General features: G+C 41.9%; 13 protein-coding genes and 1 riboswitch. Of the genes, 10 read left to right on the top strand and 3 right to left on the bottom strand.

The annotated features are described in order from the left end of the window. Nucleotides 1–81 precede the first annotated feature (81 nt). The gene (gene trhA / locus L2740_RS02875; RefSeq protein WP_248948535.1) at nt 82–777 is read right to left on the bottom strand and encodes a PAQR family membrane homeostasis protein TrhA; all 696 of its coding nucleotides are present in this window, start codon (nt 775–777) and stop codon (nt 82–84) included. 297 nt (nt 778–1,074) lie between these two features. On the opposite strand from trhA, the gene L2740_RS02870 reads away from it, so the two are divergent. The 8 genes from L2740_RS02870 to L2740_RS02835 all read left to right on the top strand — a co-directional run bounded on the left by L2740_RS02870 (nt 1,075) and on the right by L2740_RS02835 (nt 9,655). After that, nucleotides 1,075–2,226, top strand: coding sequence for a hypothetical protein (locus L2740_RS02870; protein WP_248948534.1), 1,152 nt, complete (start codon nt 1,075–1,077; stop codon nt 2,224–2,226). 206 nt (nt 2,227–2,432) lie between these two features. Further along, nucleotides 2,433–2,531, top strand: a riboswitch (TPP riboswitch). A gap of 144 nt (nt 2,532–2,675) precedes the next feature. Then, nucleotides 2,676–4,673, top strand: a complete 1,998-nt coding sequence (thiC, locus tag L2740_RS02865) for a phosphomethylpyrimidine synthase ThiC (RefSeq protein ID WP_248948532.1) — start codon at nt 2,676–2,678, stop codon at nt 4,671–4,673. A 2-nt stretch (nt 4,674–4,675) separates the two neighbouring features. Then, entirely contained in the window at nt 4,676–6,265 is a 1,590-nt protein-coding gene (thiE, locus tag L2740_RS02860; protein ID WP_248948530.1) for a thiamine phosphate synthase, read from the top strand. 2 nt (nt 6,266–6,267) lie between these two features. Next, nucleotides 6,268–7,131, top strand: a complete 864-nt coding sequence (locus L2740_RS02855; protein ID WP_248948528.1) for a HesA/MoeB/ThiF family protein — start codon at nt 6,268–6,270, stop codon at nt 7,129–7,131. 148 nt (nt 7,132–7,279) lie between these two features. Further along, nucleotides 7,280–7,495 (top strand): sulfur carrier protein ThiS, encoded by a 216-nt coding sequence (gene thiS / locus L2740_RS02850; RefSeq protein WP_248948527.1) that lies wholly within the window; start codon nt 7,280–7,282, stop codon nt 7,493–7,495. A gap of 1 nt (nt 7,496) precedes the next feature. Next, entirely contained in the window at nt 7,497–8,261 is a 765-nt protein-coding gene (locus L2740_RS02845; RefSeq protein WP_248948525.1) for a thiazole synthase, read from the top strand. A gap of 13 nt (nt 8,262–8,274) precedes the next feature. Continuing rightward, a complete protein-coding gene (thiH, locus tag L2740_RS02840; RefSeq protein WP_420833499.1) occupies nt 8,275–9,396 on the top strand; it encodes a 2-iminoacetate synthase ThiH in 1,122 nt (373 codons plus the stop codon). Nucleotides 9,397–9,436: 40 nt separating this feature from the next. Further along, nucleotides 9,437–9,655, top strand: coding sequence for a hypothetical protein (locus L2740_RS02835; RefSeq protein ID WP_248948523.1), 219 nt, complete (start codon nt 9,437–9,439; stop codon nt 9,653–9,655). Between the two features lie 385 nt (nt 9,656–10,040). On the opposite strand, the gene L2740_RS02830 is transcribed toward L2740_RS02835, so the two are convergent. Next, nucleotides 10,041–10,427, bottom strand: coding sequence for a response regulator (locus L2740_RS02830; protein WP_248948521.1), 387 nt, complete (start codon nt 10,425–10,427; stop codon nt 10,041–10,043). 229 nt (nt 10,428–10,656) lie between these two features. Between L2740_RS02830 and L2740_RS02825 the strand changes: the two genes are divergently transcribed. After that, on the top strand, nt 10,657–10,908 hold the full coding sequence (locus L2740_RS02825; RefSeq protein WP_248948519.1) for a flagellar basal body rod C-terminal domain-containing protein: 252 nt from the start codon (nt 10,657–10,659) through the stop codon (nt 10,906–10,908). Between the two features lie 329 nt (nt 10,909–11,237). After that, nucleotides 11,238–13,778: an ATP-binding protein gene (locus L2740_RS02820; protein ID WP_248948517.1), complete on the top strand. Its 2,541-nt coding sequence runs from the start codon at nt 11,238–11,240 to the stop codon at nt 13,776–13,778. A gap of 3 nt (nt 13,779–13,781) precedes the next feature. Here L2740_RS02820 and L2740_RS02815 read toward each other — a convergent pair whose 3' ends face one another. Continuing rightward, nucleotides 13,782–14,675 (bottom strand): LysR family transcriptional regulator, encoded by an 894-nt coding sequence (locus L2740_RS02815; protein ID WP_248948516.1) that lies wholly within the window; start codon nt 14,673–14,675, stop codon nt 13,782–13,784. Nucleotides 14,676–14,690: the final 15 nt, after the last annotated feature.

Below are 14,690 nucleotides of genomic sequence, written 5' to 3'. Positions count from 1 at the left end.
GATTGCGCCTTATTCTCGAATGAGCCTTTGATGACTGCTGCATTAGACTTAATTATGTCAATCGACCAAGTGCTAATGCCGTTAAATCACAGTAAGATAGATACATAAGAAGTGACACACTGCACCGGCTAATACAAACAGATGCCAAATAGCATGATTAAACGGGATCTTCTTCGCTACGTAGAATATGACCCCTAAGCTATAAAATAACCCGCCACCTAAGAGTAAATAAAACCCGAGTTCTGACATATTAGCGATCAAGTCTTGCATCACTGTCACGCATAGCCAGCCCATAACAAGGTACAGAATTAAGCTGAATACCTTAAAGCGACCAATAAATAAGGTTTTAAAAAGCACTCCGCCTATCGCGAGTGACCAAATGGCGACTAGAACCCAATCTGCATCACTACTAGTAAGCGTGATAAGCATTAAAGGCGTATAAGTGCCTGCAATCAAAAGGTAAATAGCACAGTGATCGGCAATTTTTAATTTATGCTTTAAAAGCGGTGATGTGGCGCTGTGATAAAGGGTAGAGCATAGAAACAATAAGATGAAGCTAGCGCAGTAAACCACCACACCTGTTAATTGAATAAAACTAAGATGGTCATACCCTTTTAACAAGCACAGAAGTAGTCCAATAATACCAATCGCGACCCCAAGACCATGGCTAATACTGTTGGCCAATTCTTCTTTAGCGCAGTAACTCGCTTGAGTGATCTGCTTCGCTGCTACTGGAGGTGTTTGCTTTTTTGATACTGTCGCTTGCTCTACTGCCATCGTATAAAAGACTTCTGGTTAGACCACAATTAGGGGCAGTGTAACAGTTTTGATTTGAAAAGCCATCGCTTTAGCTAACACGTGTACGCTAAAATTTTTACTGATAACTCATAACTCCTCGTTAGCGATAGGGAACTTATATTAATAAGCTTGCTCTAAACTATCGTTGAATGTGAGGCGGTGGTTAAATGAGAGACCATAGCTATATAAGGTATAGAGCCTGCAACGATAGCAAATACACTGTGCCAAATAGGACTTAAAACAGCAATAGGGATAACTCAAGGATGTACACAAGGAATGTCAGACCACACTCGCAGTAATCAAACTTGCAAAAATAACTGCCAAAATGATCTAGGAGAAAACAGCCTAAGCAATTCAAAGCAGGCTGGCATATTTACAGCGCATAACCGCAGTCAAAACGCACTTGATAATGACGATAAGCTGATAACGGTTTTTTATGGCGTTAATGCCGTCAATTCGACAGATACTAGTGTTCAAATTGAGCCTTTTCCCCATAATCCGTTTGTTGCCAACTTATTTGACGCTACTCCCGATAGCCATACACATAGCCATAGCCATACACATAGTCATAGCAAAAATTCTGTTAGTACTTGTGCCAATTCAGGCTTTAACTCTGCACTTACCCAGTCACGAATATTCTGGACGCTTATTGCGGTCTTACTACTGCATATTATTTTGATTGTGTTGGTCGACTACTTTTGGACCGTCCCTGAGCAAACAAAGCCAAAAGAGTCCGTAGCAGCGATGAAGTCTTATTTGTACGTTGCTGCTTTAGACAAAACCAGTTTACAGACTGACAACTCACAAGCCGAAATGGAAAATGAGAGTACAAGTGATACTGAAGTAAACGAGCTTGAAAGGATTAAAACAGTAGACTCTGTTACAGAGGCAGCAACTCAACGGGTCTCTACGATACAAACTAAGCCAGCGCCTAAATTGGTAAAGGATTTAGCCCCAAAAGAGCCTAAAAAAATTAAGAGGGTTCAGTCTAAAAAAGGCGCTGAAATCGCTGAATATAAAACCGATAAAATCCAAAATAACAACTTAAATCATACCTCTGTTACCCGTGGCTATACCCAATCTTATTTGCAGCAACAGCGAGCGAGGCAGTTAGATGAATTAGTGGCAAACAGTGCTGCCCAATATACTCAAAAACGCTCATTAAGTGAGATGGATGGCGATATGCAAGAGTTGATATTTTTACAGGAGGATGAGTACAGTAAAATTATCACCACTCAGCATAAATTAGACCCTAATAGAGTGGAAAAACACGGTGATGATTGCTACCGGGTTGTCAAAAATGGCAACCAAATTAACCCTTATGCAGAAAACCTTGGCTATTGGTTTAACTGCGGTGAAGACAAAGTCAAAATAACCATTAAAGAGGCAATTGATAAACGGCTAGAGCAGCGCATGATAAGTCGTTAACGCGCAAAATTAGAATACTGATAATCGAGGTTTTATTGGATGTTGTTGACTGATTAAAATTCATATTAGTAGCGATTTTTTGTAGTGAATTTGAGTTTAGTTATTAAATTTCAGTTGGTTGAAGATCTAAAGTTTTGCTATTAACTTCTGGTCTAATAACTTTTTAAGCCCTTGTATCTCACCTGCGGATAGGTCTATACTGCCAGTTCATCTTGTCGGAGTGCCATATGGCTGAGACCGTTAATTCGGGATCCGTTGAACCTGATCAGGCTAGAACCTGCGAAGGAAACAAGCGAAATAACTGCATAAAATGACTTTATAATAAGCAAAAGCAGCATTTCGGTGGTTACGTGTAACTGGTGTTTTATCACCTGTTATATGTTCAACTTTTCACATTCTCATTTTCTCCTGGCAAGCAACTTCATTTCTTACAAAAAGTGAGTTTGCTAATGTCAAATCGTCGCGAAACCCGTGCTCAAGCACAACAATTTATTGATAACCTAAAACCACTACAGCACCCTAATTCAGAAAAGATCTATCTTGAAGGCAGCCGTACGGATCTTAAAGTCGGTATGCGTCAAATCCACCAAGCCGATACCCTGATTGGTGGTGATGAACAAAACCCTGTTTTTGAAGCTAATCCACCATTAAAAGTGTACGACTGCGCTGGTGCTTATTCAGATCCTGATGCTGAGATTGATGTGCGTAAAGGTCTTGAAAAATTCCGTGAAAACTGGATTGAAGAGCGTGGTGATACTGAGCAATTGCAAGGAGCAAGCTCAGGTTTTACTCAGCAACGTCTTGCCGATGATGGCTTAGACCACTTACGTTTTGAGTCTTTATTGCCGCCGCGCCGCGCAAAAGAGGGCAAGCGTGTTACTCAGTTGCATTATGCCCGCCAAGGTATCATCACCCCAGAGATGGAATACATTGCCATTCGTGAAAACATGGCTAAATCTGAAGTAACCGATCCCATTCTTACCCAAAAAGATAAAGGTGAGAGTTTCGGTGCAGTGATTGGTGAGCCGATTACTCCAGAGTTTGTCAGACAAGAAATTGCCCGCGGCCGCGCGATTATCCCGCTGAACATTAACCACCCTGAAGCAGAGCCAATGATTATCGGGCGTAACTTCTTGGTGAAAGTGAATGCCAATATTGGTAATTCAGCGGTGACATCATCGATTGAAGAAGAAGTTGAAAAACTGGTTTGGTCGACCCGTTGGGGCGCAGACACGGTAATGGACTTATCTACCGGTCGTTATATTCACGAGACCCGTGAATGGATTATTCGTAACTCCCCAGTACCTATTGGTACGGTTCCTATCTATCAAGCGCTAGAAAAAGTGAATGGCGTTGCTGAGGATCTAAATTGGGAAACATTCCGTGATACGTTAATTGAACAGGCCGAGCAGGGCGTTGATTACTTTACGATTCATGCTGGCGTCTTGCTGCGTTATGTGCCGATGACGGCTAAACGCCTAACCGGTATCGTTTCTCGCGGTGGTTCTATCATGGCGAAGTGGTGTTTATCGCACCATAAAGAAAATTTCCTTTATGAAAACTTCAGAGAGATCTGTGAGATCTGCGCAGCTTATGATGTGTCGCTGTCATTAGGTGATGGTATGCGCCCAGGTTCAATTGCCGATGCCAATGATGAAGCCCAATTCTCAGAGCTTGAAACCTTAGGTGAGCTAGTCAAAATCGCTTGGGAATACGATGTGCAAACCATCATCGAAGGCCCTGGTCATATTCCAATGAATCTCATTAAAGAGAATATGGATAAGCAGCTCGAGGCCTGTGATGAAGCACCATTTTACACCTTAGGCCCGCAAACGACTGATATTGCACCGGGTTACGATCATTTCACCTCAGGTATTGGCGCAGCAATGATTGCTTGGTATGGCTGCGCGATGTTGTGCTATGTCACCCCTAAAGAGCATTTAGGTTTGCCAAACAAAGAAGATGTTAAACAAGGATTGATTGCCTACAAGATTGCGGCTCATGCAGGTGATGTGGCAAAAGGCCACCCAAGCGCACAAATTCGCGATAACGCGCTATCAAAGGCACGTTTTGAGTTCCGCTGGGAAGATCAATATAACCTAGGTTTAGATCCTGAAACTGCCCGTGCTTATCACGATGAATCACTACCGCAAGAATCCGCAAAAGTGGCTCATTTTTGCTCTATGTGTGGCCCTAAGTTTTGCTCGATGAAAATTACCCAGGAAGTACGCGATTATGCCACGGCGCAAGAGAGAGATGCTGAATCAAAAGCGATTGATATCAAATCTGCTGCTGAGTATGAATCCTATGGGGCTTTAGAAAGCTCAAAGCTTGCTGCTGAAAAGGCTCAAGGAATGGCGCAAATGTCTGCTGATTTTAAAGCCAAAGGCGCTGAACTTTACCATGAAGCAAGCCATAAGCAGCCTGATGTAGCACTAGAGGATTAACCATGGCAAACCCAGATGCGTTATCTGTGAATCGTCCAATTGTTTGGACTATTGCGGGCTCAGATAGTGGCGGTGGTGCGGGTATTCAAGCTGATCTGGCAACGATGTCAGATCTTGAAGCCCACGCTTGCAGTGTTATTACTGCGGTAACGGCGCAAAGCTCGGTTACTGTGGCATTGGTTGAATCAGTTTCAAACCCAATGCTGCAATCTCAACTTGATACTTTAGCCAGTGATTTGCCGCCTGCGGCGATAAAAATTGGCTTGCTTGCCGATCAGGCACAAATAAACCTATTAGCTAAATGGTTAACTGCTGAACAAGCAAATTGGTTGCAATCAGGCAAAAACGTGGCGGTTATTTTAGATCCCGTCATGGTGGCAACTTGCGGAGATGCGCTAGCAAATGGTGGTGGCTTAGATTTCACCCCATTGAAAGGGTTAATAACGTTAATCACGCCAAATGTGAGTGAATTGGCTGTACTTGCAGCAACTGAGCTTACAAGCGTTGATGCGTGCATTGCAGCAGCTAAAAAATTATCTGAAGCCTTAAATACTTCAGTGCTGGCAAAAGGTGGTGATAACGGACCTGCTTGGTGTCATCAACAAGCGAACGATTTACTCGTTTGCACTGATGTTGATGGGATCTCTGATAAACATCAATGGCAAAGTTTTTGGTTGTCGAATCAGCGGGTTGATACTGGTAATAATCATGGCACAGGCTGCACATTATCTTCGGCAATTGCTACTGTTATGGCTCATGGCTTTGTGCTCAATGATGCTGTCGTGGTCGCTAAGGCTTATGTTAATGCTGGACTTAAGGCTGGTTATCAAGTCGGTCAAGGGCCTGGTTGTTTAGCTAGAACTGCTTGGCCTAAAGATTTAAACAATTTTCCATCTATTAAAGCCATTACAGCAAGTGATATTAAACCTGTGTCACTAAGTTCGAGTGACGATGCCATCAGTCAAAGCAGTTTTAAGCAGATTGATGAGCCATTGGGAATTTACCCTGTGGTTGCAGATGTTGAAATGCTCGAAACTTTACTCAAATCCGGTGCTAGAACAATCCAGTTAAGGGTAAAGGATCCTAGTGTTCCAACACTTGAACAAAGCATTATTCGGGCTATTTCACTTGGCCGAGATTACAAGGCGCGAGTATTTATCAATGATCACTGGCAATTGGCAATTAAACATCAAGCTTATGGGGTGCATTTAGGTCAAGAAGATCTCATTGCCAGCAACTTAGAACAGCTGCGCTCTGCAAAGCTGGCACTTGGGCTGTCTAGCCACAGTTACTTTGAGATCTTGTTAGCTTATCAGCATAAGCCATCTTATATCGCGTTCGGCCATATCTTCCCGACTACAACTAAGGTTATGCCGTCAAAGCCCCAAGGCTTAGCAAAATTAGCTCGCTACGTGTCGTTGATGAAAGGGGAGTTACCCATAGTGGCAATTGGTGGGATTGACGCGTCAAACCTTGCCAGTGTCAAAGCAACGCAAGTTGATGATATTGCCGTGGTACGTGCACTAACTGAGGCACAAGATCCGCAAGCTGCATTTGAAGCATTAACAGCTGCTTGGCTGGTGGAGGCGTAATTGTGGTTAAGCCAGAGATAACTGCAGATAACAGCAGCGCTAAAATAAAGAGCAGCACTGAGCCCATGGTCACTACAGCAGCGCTAAGCGATAGTGATTTTTTACGTTACTCACGCCAAGTACTGCTAGCTGAAGTGGGCGAAATTGGTCAACTCCAGTTTGCTAATGCTCATGTCATCGTGATTGGCGTGGGCGGGTTAGGTAACTTAGTTGCGCAATATCTTGCCGCTGCTGGTGTGGGCAATATTACGCTGGTGGATGGCGATAGGATTGAAGTCTCAAACTTACCGCGTCAGCTGTTATTTAGCGATCAGGATCTTGGCCTTAATAAAGCACAAGTGGCGAAAACTAAGTTAAGTATTGCCTATCCCAATACTCAAGTTCGGGCAGTGGGTGAACACTTAAACCATAACAATATTCAGCTAATCTTTGGCGATCAAGGTCAATATGATCTGTTGTTAGATTGCAGTGATAATTTCTGCACGCGTCACTTAGTTAATCGCACTGCTGTTGAGCAACAAATTAGCTTAGTTTCGGCATCTGCGGCGCATTTTCAAGGCCAGCTTTTATGTGTAGATCAGCAAGCTCGTCCAGATAGTGGCTGCTACCACTGCTTATTCCCTGCAGATATGCAGGTCAATCAAACATGTCAAACCGTCGGTATATTAGGGCCTATGGTTGGCACACTTGCGTCTATGCAGAGCTTGTTAGCGCTGCAGCTATTACTGGGAAATACCGAGTTAGTGGGTAATTTATATCGATTTGATGGTAAACAGTTTAGTTGGCGGCAATTAACGCTTATGCGCGATGAAAGCTGTTTGGTGTGTGGTCATGAACTCAGTAAGTATGAGTGTGTGAATGGCTAGCATGATAAACAGTGACTAAAGCAGCCTAAATGACTCAAATTATTTAAGTTATTCAAATTATTTAAATAACGTACAGCCGTTAGGCAGCGTGAGTGACACAAGCAATAATATCGCTAGAAATAATCAGTGAGAAGGTAAAGGCTCTGCGATGATTAACATTTTTATTAACGATGAAATCGAACAAGTTGAACTTGAAACTTGTTTATATAACGTACTAGAAGCTTACGCCTCAAAAAAGGGCATAAAGCTAGCGGCTATCGCCGTAGCGGTAAACGGTAGCGTAGTGCCTAGAGCGACTTGGCAACAGACTCAATGCCAAGCGAACGATAAATTAGAACTGTTTTCAGTGGTAGCCGGAGGCTGATATGTTAACCATAGCGGATCATCAATTTGAATCTCGATTATTTACCGGTACTGGTAAATTCGCTCAGCCTGAAACCATGCTGGCAGCGATCAAAGCTTCTCAGTCGCAGTTAGTGACTTTGGCTGTAAAGCGCCTCGATTTAAATACCGGTAGCGATAATATATTACAGCCACTGCTTGATAGTGGGGTAAAACTACTACCTAACACTGCTGGGGCGAGAAACGTTAAGGAAGCGGTTTTTGCAGCTCATTTAGCGCGTGAAATGTTAGGCACCAACTGGGTGAAGCTTGAAATTCATCCCGACCCTAAGTATCTGATGCCAGATCCTATTGAGACATTAGAAGCTGCGCGAATTTTATGTGAGCAAGGTTATGTGGTGCTGCCTTATGTGCATGCCGATCCTGTGTTGTGTCGCCGACTTGAAGAAGTAGGCTGCGCAGCTGTCATGCCGCTAGGCAGCCCCATAGGCTCTAATCAAGGTTTGGCTACTGAAACATTTTTGAAAATCATTATTGAGCAAGCCAATGTGCCAGTGATTATTGATGCTGGTATTGGCGCCCCCTCACAGGCGACCCATGCAATGGAGTTGGGCGCCGATGCTGTGCTGGTGAATACTGCAATTGCAAGTAGTGCTGATCCGATTGCGATGGGGCAATGCTTTGCCCAAGCTGTTGATACAGGTAGGCAAGCTTATATGGCAGGGTTAGGGCTTGTGAGTCAACAAGCTCAGCATACCAGTCCATTGACAGGGTTTTTGAATGAATAACGCTGAAGACAAAATGGCAAATACACAAAAAAGTTTTGTTGATGTATTTAAGCAGTTATCGCAAGCTGAGCTCAAACTCAGGCTTTATTCAACAACGAACAAAGATGTTGAACGGGCTTTGCAGCGACCTGCTGGCGATTTAGACAGTCTGCTGGCGTTATTATCTCCTGCTGCGGAGCTATATCTAGAGCAGATGGCGCAGCAGTCGGTTGCCCTTACTCGGCAACGTTTTGGCGCGAGTATTGGCATGTATATTCCGCTCTATCTATCGAATCTTTGCGCGAATGAATGTGATTATTGCGGCTTTACCATGAGCAATAAAATCAAGCGTAAGACCCTGTCTGAAAATGAAGTTCAAGATGAAATTCGGCCGATAAAAGCCATGGGTTATGACTCAATTTTGCTGGTGTCCGGTGAGCATGAAACGAAAGTGGGTGTGCCTTATTTTAAGCAAATGCTGCCTCTAATTCGTAACGAGTTTAGTCATGTAGCCATGGAAGTGCAGCCGTTAGAAGAGCAAGATTATAAGGAGCTTGTAGCAGAAGGGCTCGATGCCGTGATGCTATATCAAGAAACTTATAATCCTGTAACTTATAGCGAGCACCACACTCGAGGTAAAAAGAGTGATTTTGCTTACCGGCTAGAATCCCCCGACCGCGTAGCGCGAGCTGGCGTCGATAAAATTGGCTTGGGCGTATTACTAGGCCTTGATGATTGGCGCCTAGATGCATTATTAATGGGCCATCACTTAGCTTATTTAGAAAAGACCTACTGGCGAAGTCGTTACAGTATTTCTTTGCCGAGACTTAGACCCTGCACTGGCGGCGTGGGGCCAAAAGTTGAGCTTACAGATAAAGGCTTAGTGCAAATGATCTGTGCATTTAGACTTTTTAATCAGCAACTTGAAATCAGTTTGTCGACTAGAGAAACGCCAAAGCTGCGGGATAACTTATTTGCGCTTGGGGTAACAAATGTTAGCGCGGGTAGTTCAACTCAACCTGGTGGTTATGTTGAGCCCAACACAGAGCTCGACCAGTTTGAAATTAGTGATGAGCGCTCGCCGCAACTAGTCGCTAAAGCTATGCTTGAACGCGGATTGAATCCTGTATGGAAAGACTGGGAAACGGGTTGGTAGTGTTATAACAAGGAAAGTAAAAATTTGAGGGAGAACAAGGATGAAATCACTACAAAAGAAAATGGAGTTAAACTTATTTTGCCAGTGTCGTTATTGCCAGAGCAAGCAAGTAAAAGTTAGATTTAAGTTTCTACCAAACTTAATCAGTTTTCCACTGGGCTTAGGTATTTTAAGCTTGTTAGGGCTGCAGCCATTACCGATAAAAATGCAGTGTAAAAGTTGCGACAAGACGTTTTACGGTAGTGGCATTCAGCACTAATGTTTGCTAATACTTGTTTTGATTAAACCTGCGAACTGTTAAACAGAGCACTATTAACACTAGCCACTATTAACCACTGCCGCTATGTAACCATAACTGTGCCATAACCATTGCAATAATCGCTAGTGCTTATGTAGTGAGCGTTGATATAGTGAGCGCTGAGCTTTAAACAATAAAAAAGAGGTTAGCTATTATGCTAGAAACAATAGTTATAACAGTTCTTACCATAGCCGGAGTCTTTGCTTCGTACTTTTTTATATTTGATAAAACACCTATTAAGAAACAAGATAAGCGAGACTAATTGTTTCAATCCCATGTTCTCTTTGATGAAAACAATAAGTGACTGCAATAGGGAGCTACATCTTCAAATAGCGCGAGTGATTAACTATTTTGAGTCCAAAGCAGTATTACATTTGCATTCTTTTAGTACCCTAAACACTTCTGCAGGGTTGATAGGTTTACCTATATAGCCGCTGGCACCTAACCTTAGGCCAAGATCTTGGTCTGAATCTTCAGCTAAACCGCTAACAATCACGACAGGAATTGCGGTGGTTAACGGGTTATCTTTTAGCTCTTTGAGTACCTGATAGCCATTTTTTTCGGGCATCATGATATCTAAAAAGATACAGTCTGGCTTTTGAACCGTAGAAATATCTATGACGTCTAAACCTGAATTGACCGTGGTTACTTGATAGTCATCACCTAGGATTGATAATAATAGGCTTGAGCAGAAAGGATCATCGTCAACGACCAGAATTCGTATTTTATCCATTTAGCGACCCTCTTCAACGTGTCAGTTCATAGCGGTATTTTTATACGATAAGGCTATCATTTTCTTATATTAAAGGCTATTTATTGCGCGGAAATTAACGATGTATTTATTGTAGTCTACAGGAGTATAGATTGAGCTAATATGTGCATGTTTGTTTTGAATTTTCTGTACATCGAATAGAGTTTAGAAGATAATTTAATCACTTATAGTGATTTTTAAAGGTGATGCTATGCAGATCCCACCAAGTATAATTTCAGGGCAAAATGGTTTTCAGTCGGCACAGTCTGATTTAACCCAAGCTACAATTGATGTGGCAGGTGCGAGCCAATCTGCCAGTGGTACTAGTGTGAGTTCAGCGGGCGTAAGTGCGGTTGAAGCATTAGTTGATGCCAATCAAGCAGTTATTCATGCTCAAGCATCTGCAGAGGTTATTCAAACATCATCGGATATGATTGGTAGTTTGATCGATATTAAGGTGTAGGTGAGCTATACAAGCATCTTGACTAAGGTATCGATATTAAAACGCATTTAGATGCGTTTTTTATGCATGTAAAAGTGCAACTGGTTTTATCGTTGGTATTAATAACAAACTGAATCCCAACCCTATCTCACTCCTAACCCCAATCAAAGCAAAGCCAAAGTATGAACTAAGCAGGCTGTAAGCTTATGCCTTACATTGTCCGAACTATCCTTGATACAAAATGAATCACATTTGGATGGTGTTTTGCGCTTTGAATCAGCTATTTATTGGTGAATCCTTTACTAATAACCTATTGTTAGATGATTACAAGGTTTTAGAGTAATTGCAGTATGTTTAAACAAGGAAGTTGGACCATAAAGCAGTTTTTGCTTGCAGGTAGCATAGCTATCTTTATGCTGGTTATTGTTAATGTGTTAGTTACACAATATGTATTTAGTAGCAAAGCAGCGTTATTAGAGCTTGAATCAAAGGTTGTTGAGTCATCAAATACGTTATTAATGATCCGACGTAACGAAAAGGATTTTATCAGCCGTATACAGCCTAAATATATTACTCAGCTTCAATCGCTAAAAGTAAGCCTAGAGCAACAATTAACATCAATTAACCATTTACTTGCTGAAAGTGGTCTAAATATCTCTTTTAACAGCCAGCAAGCACAGCGTGAACTTGATCAATATATTAGCTCTTTTACTTTGCTCACCAATGAGATTTATCGATTACATGGCGGCAATCATCAAATGGGTCTGTTACAGGTATTTGACCGCGATGCTATTCAGTTGCAGCAGCGGGTCAATGAGCTAGACGATCCGACATTATTTAGTTTAATTATTAATAATAAGTCGACGACATTCGAATTTTTTGACAGTTTTGAACCGCGTTTATTGGTAGAAATTTCTAAGCAGTTTGCTGATATTGAAAGTCATATAGAGAGCCGTTCGAGCTTAAGCAGTGAGTTACAGCAACCATTTAGCGACTTTAAGCATGCTTTTTATCAACTGCAACAGTCTATGCAAAGGCGAGGCTATAGTGAGTCTCAAGGTTATCACGGCGCATTTCGGCAAAATGTTCACAATATTGAAAAAAGCTTAAATCTACTTTTTAAAACCATTCCGTCTCAAGTCGACCATAGCATTTCTGCACTAGTAAACACCCAATTGATCACTGAGTTTTTGTTGGTTCTATGTATCGCTGCAATTCTTTGTTACCTCTATTTAGCAATTACTCGAATGGAGTCGGGACTTATTTCTGCCAAGCAGAAAGAGCAGCGAGCTAACCGAGCTAAAAGCGCGTTTTTGGCCAATATGAGCCATGAGATCAGAACACCATTAAATGGCATTATAGGCATGACAGAGATCCTGAATGATTCTAAATTAACGGCGATTCAAAAAGATTATTTAAGTACGATTAACTCATCCTCGCAAACCTTATTAATGTTGATTAATGATATTTTGGATCTGTCTAAAATCGAATCTGGTCATTTAGAGATCTGTCCTCATACCTGTGGCGTCAAAGAAATTATTTATGACACCGCAGCATTGATTGCCCCCAAGGCGCAGCAAAAGAATATTAATATTGAAATCAGCCTTGATGAGAGCATTCCCAATTACATTCGAGCTGATGAGCAAAAATTACGTCAAGTGCTTATGAACTTGGCTTCTAATGCCGTTAAATTTACCGCCAAAGGTTATGTGTATTTTAAGGTAGAAAACCAAGGGCAAACAGCTGACTCGATTAAATTGTTGTTTTTAGTTAAAGACACGGGTGTTGGGATTGACGAAAGTAAGCATCAGCAAATATTTGAAGAGTTTAAACAAGAGGAAACGAGTACCTCAGTCAATTATGGTGGTACAGGGCTAGGTCTTTCCATCTCCAGCAAAATGGTGAACATGATGGGCGGCGAGATCGCGATAAAATCGAGTAAAGGCGAGGGCAGTGAGTTTTCCTTTTTACTCAATTTCGAGCTACAAAATGATGAAGTTCTTACTCCTAAACTACGCAATACTCATGTTATTTATTGTACGACTAATCCAAACTCCTTACTGCTACAAAACTTAAAAGGTCTACATTATCCTTTTGCGTTAATCGATAATATTGCCAATATTGGTGATTTATTAAAGCAATCGAGCGTGATTATTTTGCATGCTGAAGAGTTAGCGGATAGACAGGGTTTGCATGATGTCTCACGTAGTTATCCTAATATTGCTATTTTACTTGCTCGGGGAAATCATCATTATAAAGAAGATTTTGGTGATTTAGTTGCAGGTTACATAACTTTACCACTGCTCGGCAGTCGCTTAGATAGTTTACTGCAATCTGTTGCTCTGCAGAGTAAACAACAGGTTGAACAATTAGACATATATGACGCTGAGAATAAACCGACTGCTGGGTTTAATGCCAAAATAAACAGTGGGCTAAAGAATTTAACTGCTCCTGAGCCAAAGGCATCTGCATATACTAAGCAAGATATGTCTGCAGAAAAACAGCCAGCTACGTTAGCTAAAATGGTATTAGTTGTTGAAGATAATAAGGTTAATCAACAAGTTGTATCAATAAATCTAGCCAAGCTTAATTTACCTTATCTTATTGCCAATGATGGGCAAGAAGCACTGGAGCAATTTAAGCAGCATCGTGGTCAGTTTTCGGTGATTTTGATGGATTGCATGATGCCGGTGATGGATGGCTTTGAAGCGACAAAAGCGATTCGGAATTTGGAAAAGCAATTAGCGACTCAACCTGTGCCCATTATTGCTTTAACCGCCTCAATTTTAGATGATGATATTCAAAAGTGTTTTGACTCAGGCATGGATGATTATCTACCTAAGCCTTTTAAACGAGAAGTATTGGTAGATAAACTCGCGAAATTGCATTAGCACTTATTCAATTTGGTGATGTTGCTTGATAATGGCTTCAAGTAATTCACTGGCAGGTCCCTGCTTATCTCGATTAGGGATCACTAAGCTCAAATTTGCTCTACGTTTACTAGAGCCTTGCAGTTGTAGTTTAGTTAATAATTGTAACTCGAGATCATTGTCTACAAGGTTTTGTGGTACCCAACAAAATCCCATGCCTTTTTTCAAAATGGTAATCGCCTCATGGAAATTACTCACCGTCCAGCGTTGCTCGGCTTTCAGCCAGCCTAAGTCTGTATTTGGCGCTAAGGCAGTATCTTTAATAACGATTTGTAGATGCTGTGCTAAGGTTTGATCATCGTCGATAATGCCCATTTGGGCTAGTGGGTGCTCTGGATGGCATACTAGCGCAAAGTCTATATCGAGCAAGGGTTCTGCTATATGACCTTTAGGAGGCGGCCCGCCACAAATCGCAAGATCTACACTCTGTTGATTGATTAACTCTGCAGTGCCGGTAATGACAGTGTCGACAATCGTGACTCTTGTACCACGGCTTTGTGGTAAAAACTCACTAAGAGCGTCAACTAAGTGCTCCATTGGATAAATGATTTCACGGGCAATGGTTAATGTTGGCTCCCAACCAGTTTCTAAGTTATTAGCCAGCATTTCGAGCTCATTAACAGATTGGGTTATGTGGCGAGAACGACGCAGTAACACTTCGCCACATTCGGTCAAATAGGCTTTTCGACCTTTTACTTCAAGTAGTTGTACCCCAAGTTGCAATTGCAGTTTTGCGACGGCATGGTTAAGTGACGATTGGCTCTTATTGAGTTTTTCTGCGGCTTGAGAGTAACCACCGAAATCGACCACTGCTTGCAGTATTCGCCACTGCTCAAGCGTTGATTTTGCTCTATCCATAGGAGTGTAATTATC

Origin of the sequence: Shewanella pneumatophori, from assembly GCF_023283895.1 — a bacterium.
In the GTDB taxonomy this organism is placed as follows: Bacteria; Pseudomonadota; Gammaproteobacteria; order Enterobacterales; family Shewanellaceae; genus Shewanella; species Shewanella pneumatophori.
The sequence above is the reverse complement of the archived record's forward strand: the minus strand, read 5'-3'. Positions and strand labels throughout refer to the sequence as shown.

Excerpts from the sequence above, each read along its gene's own strand:
- thiE (WP_248948530.1), top strand. The coding sequence starts at position 4,676 with ATGGCAAACCCAGATGCGTTATCTGTGAATCGTCCAATTGTTTGGACT.
- L2740_RS02870 (WP_248948534.1), top strand. The coding sequence starts at position 1,075 with ATGTCAGACCACACTCGCAGTAATCAAACTTGCAAAAATAACTGCCAA.
- L2740_RS02835 (WP_248948523.1), top strand. The coding sequence starts at position 9,437 with ATGAAATCACTACAAAAGAAAATGGAGTTAAACTTATTTTGCCAGTGT.
- L2740_RS02815 (WP_248948516.1), bottom strand. The coding sequence starts at position 14,675 with ATGGATAGAGCAAAATCAACGCTTGAGCAGTGGCGAATACTGCAAGCA.
- thiS (WP_248948527.1), top strand. The coding sequence starts at position 7,280 with ATGATTAACATTTTTATTAACGATGAAATCGAACAAGTTGAACTTGAA.
- L2740_RS02830 (WP_248948521.1), bottom strand. The coding sequence starts at position 10,427 with ATGGATAAAATACGAATTCTGGTCGTTGACGATGATCCTTTCTGCTCA.
- L2740_RS02820 (WP_248948517.1), top strand. The coding sequence starts at position 11,238 with ATGTTTAAACAAGGAAGTTGGACCATAAAGCAGTTTTTGCTTGCAGGT.
- trhA (WP_248948535.1), bottom strand. The coding sequence starts at position 777 with ATGGCAGTAGAGCAAGCGACAGTATCAAAAAAGCAAACACCTCCAGTA.
- thiH (WP_420833499.1), top strand. The coding sequence starts at position 8,275 with ATGGCAAATACACAAAAAAGTTTTGTTGATGTATTTAAGCAGTTATCG.
- L2740_RS02845 (WP_248948525.1), top strand. The coding sequence starts at position 7,497 with ATGTTAACCATAGCGGATCATCAATTTGAATCTCGATTATTTACCGGT.
- thiC (WP_248948532.1), top strand. The coding sequence starts at position 2,676 with ATGTCAAATCGTCGCGAAACCCGTGCTCAAGCACAACAATTTATTGAT.
- L2740_RS02825 (WP_248948519.1), top strand. The coding sequence starts at position 10,657 with ATGCAGATCCCACCAAGTATAATTTCAGGGCAAAATGGTTTTCAGTCG.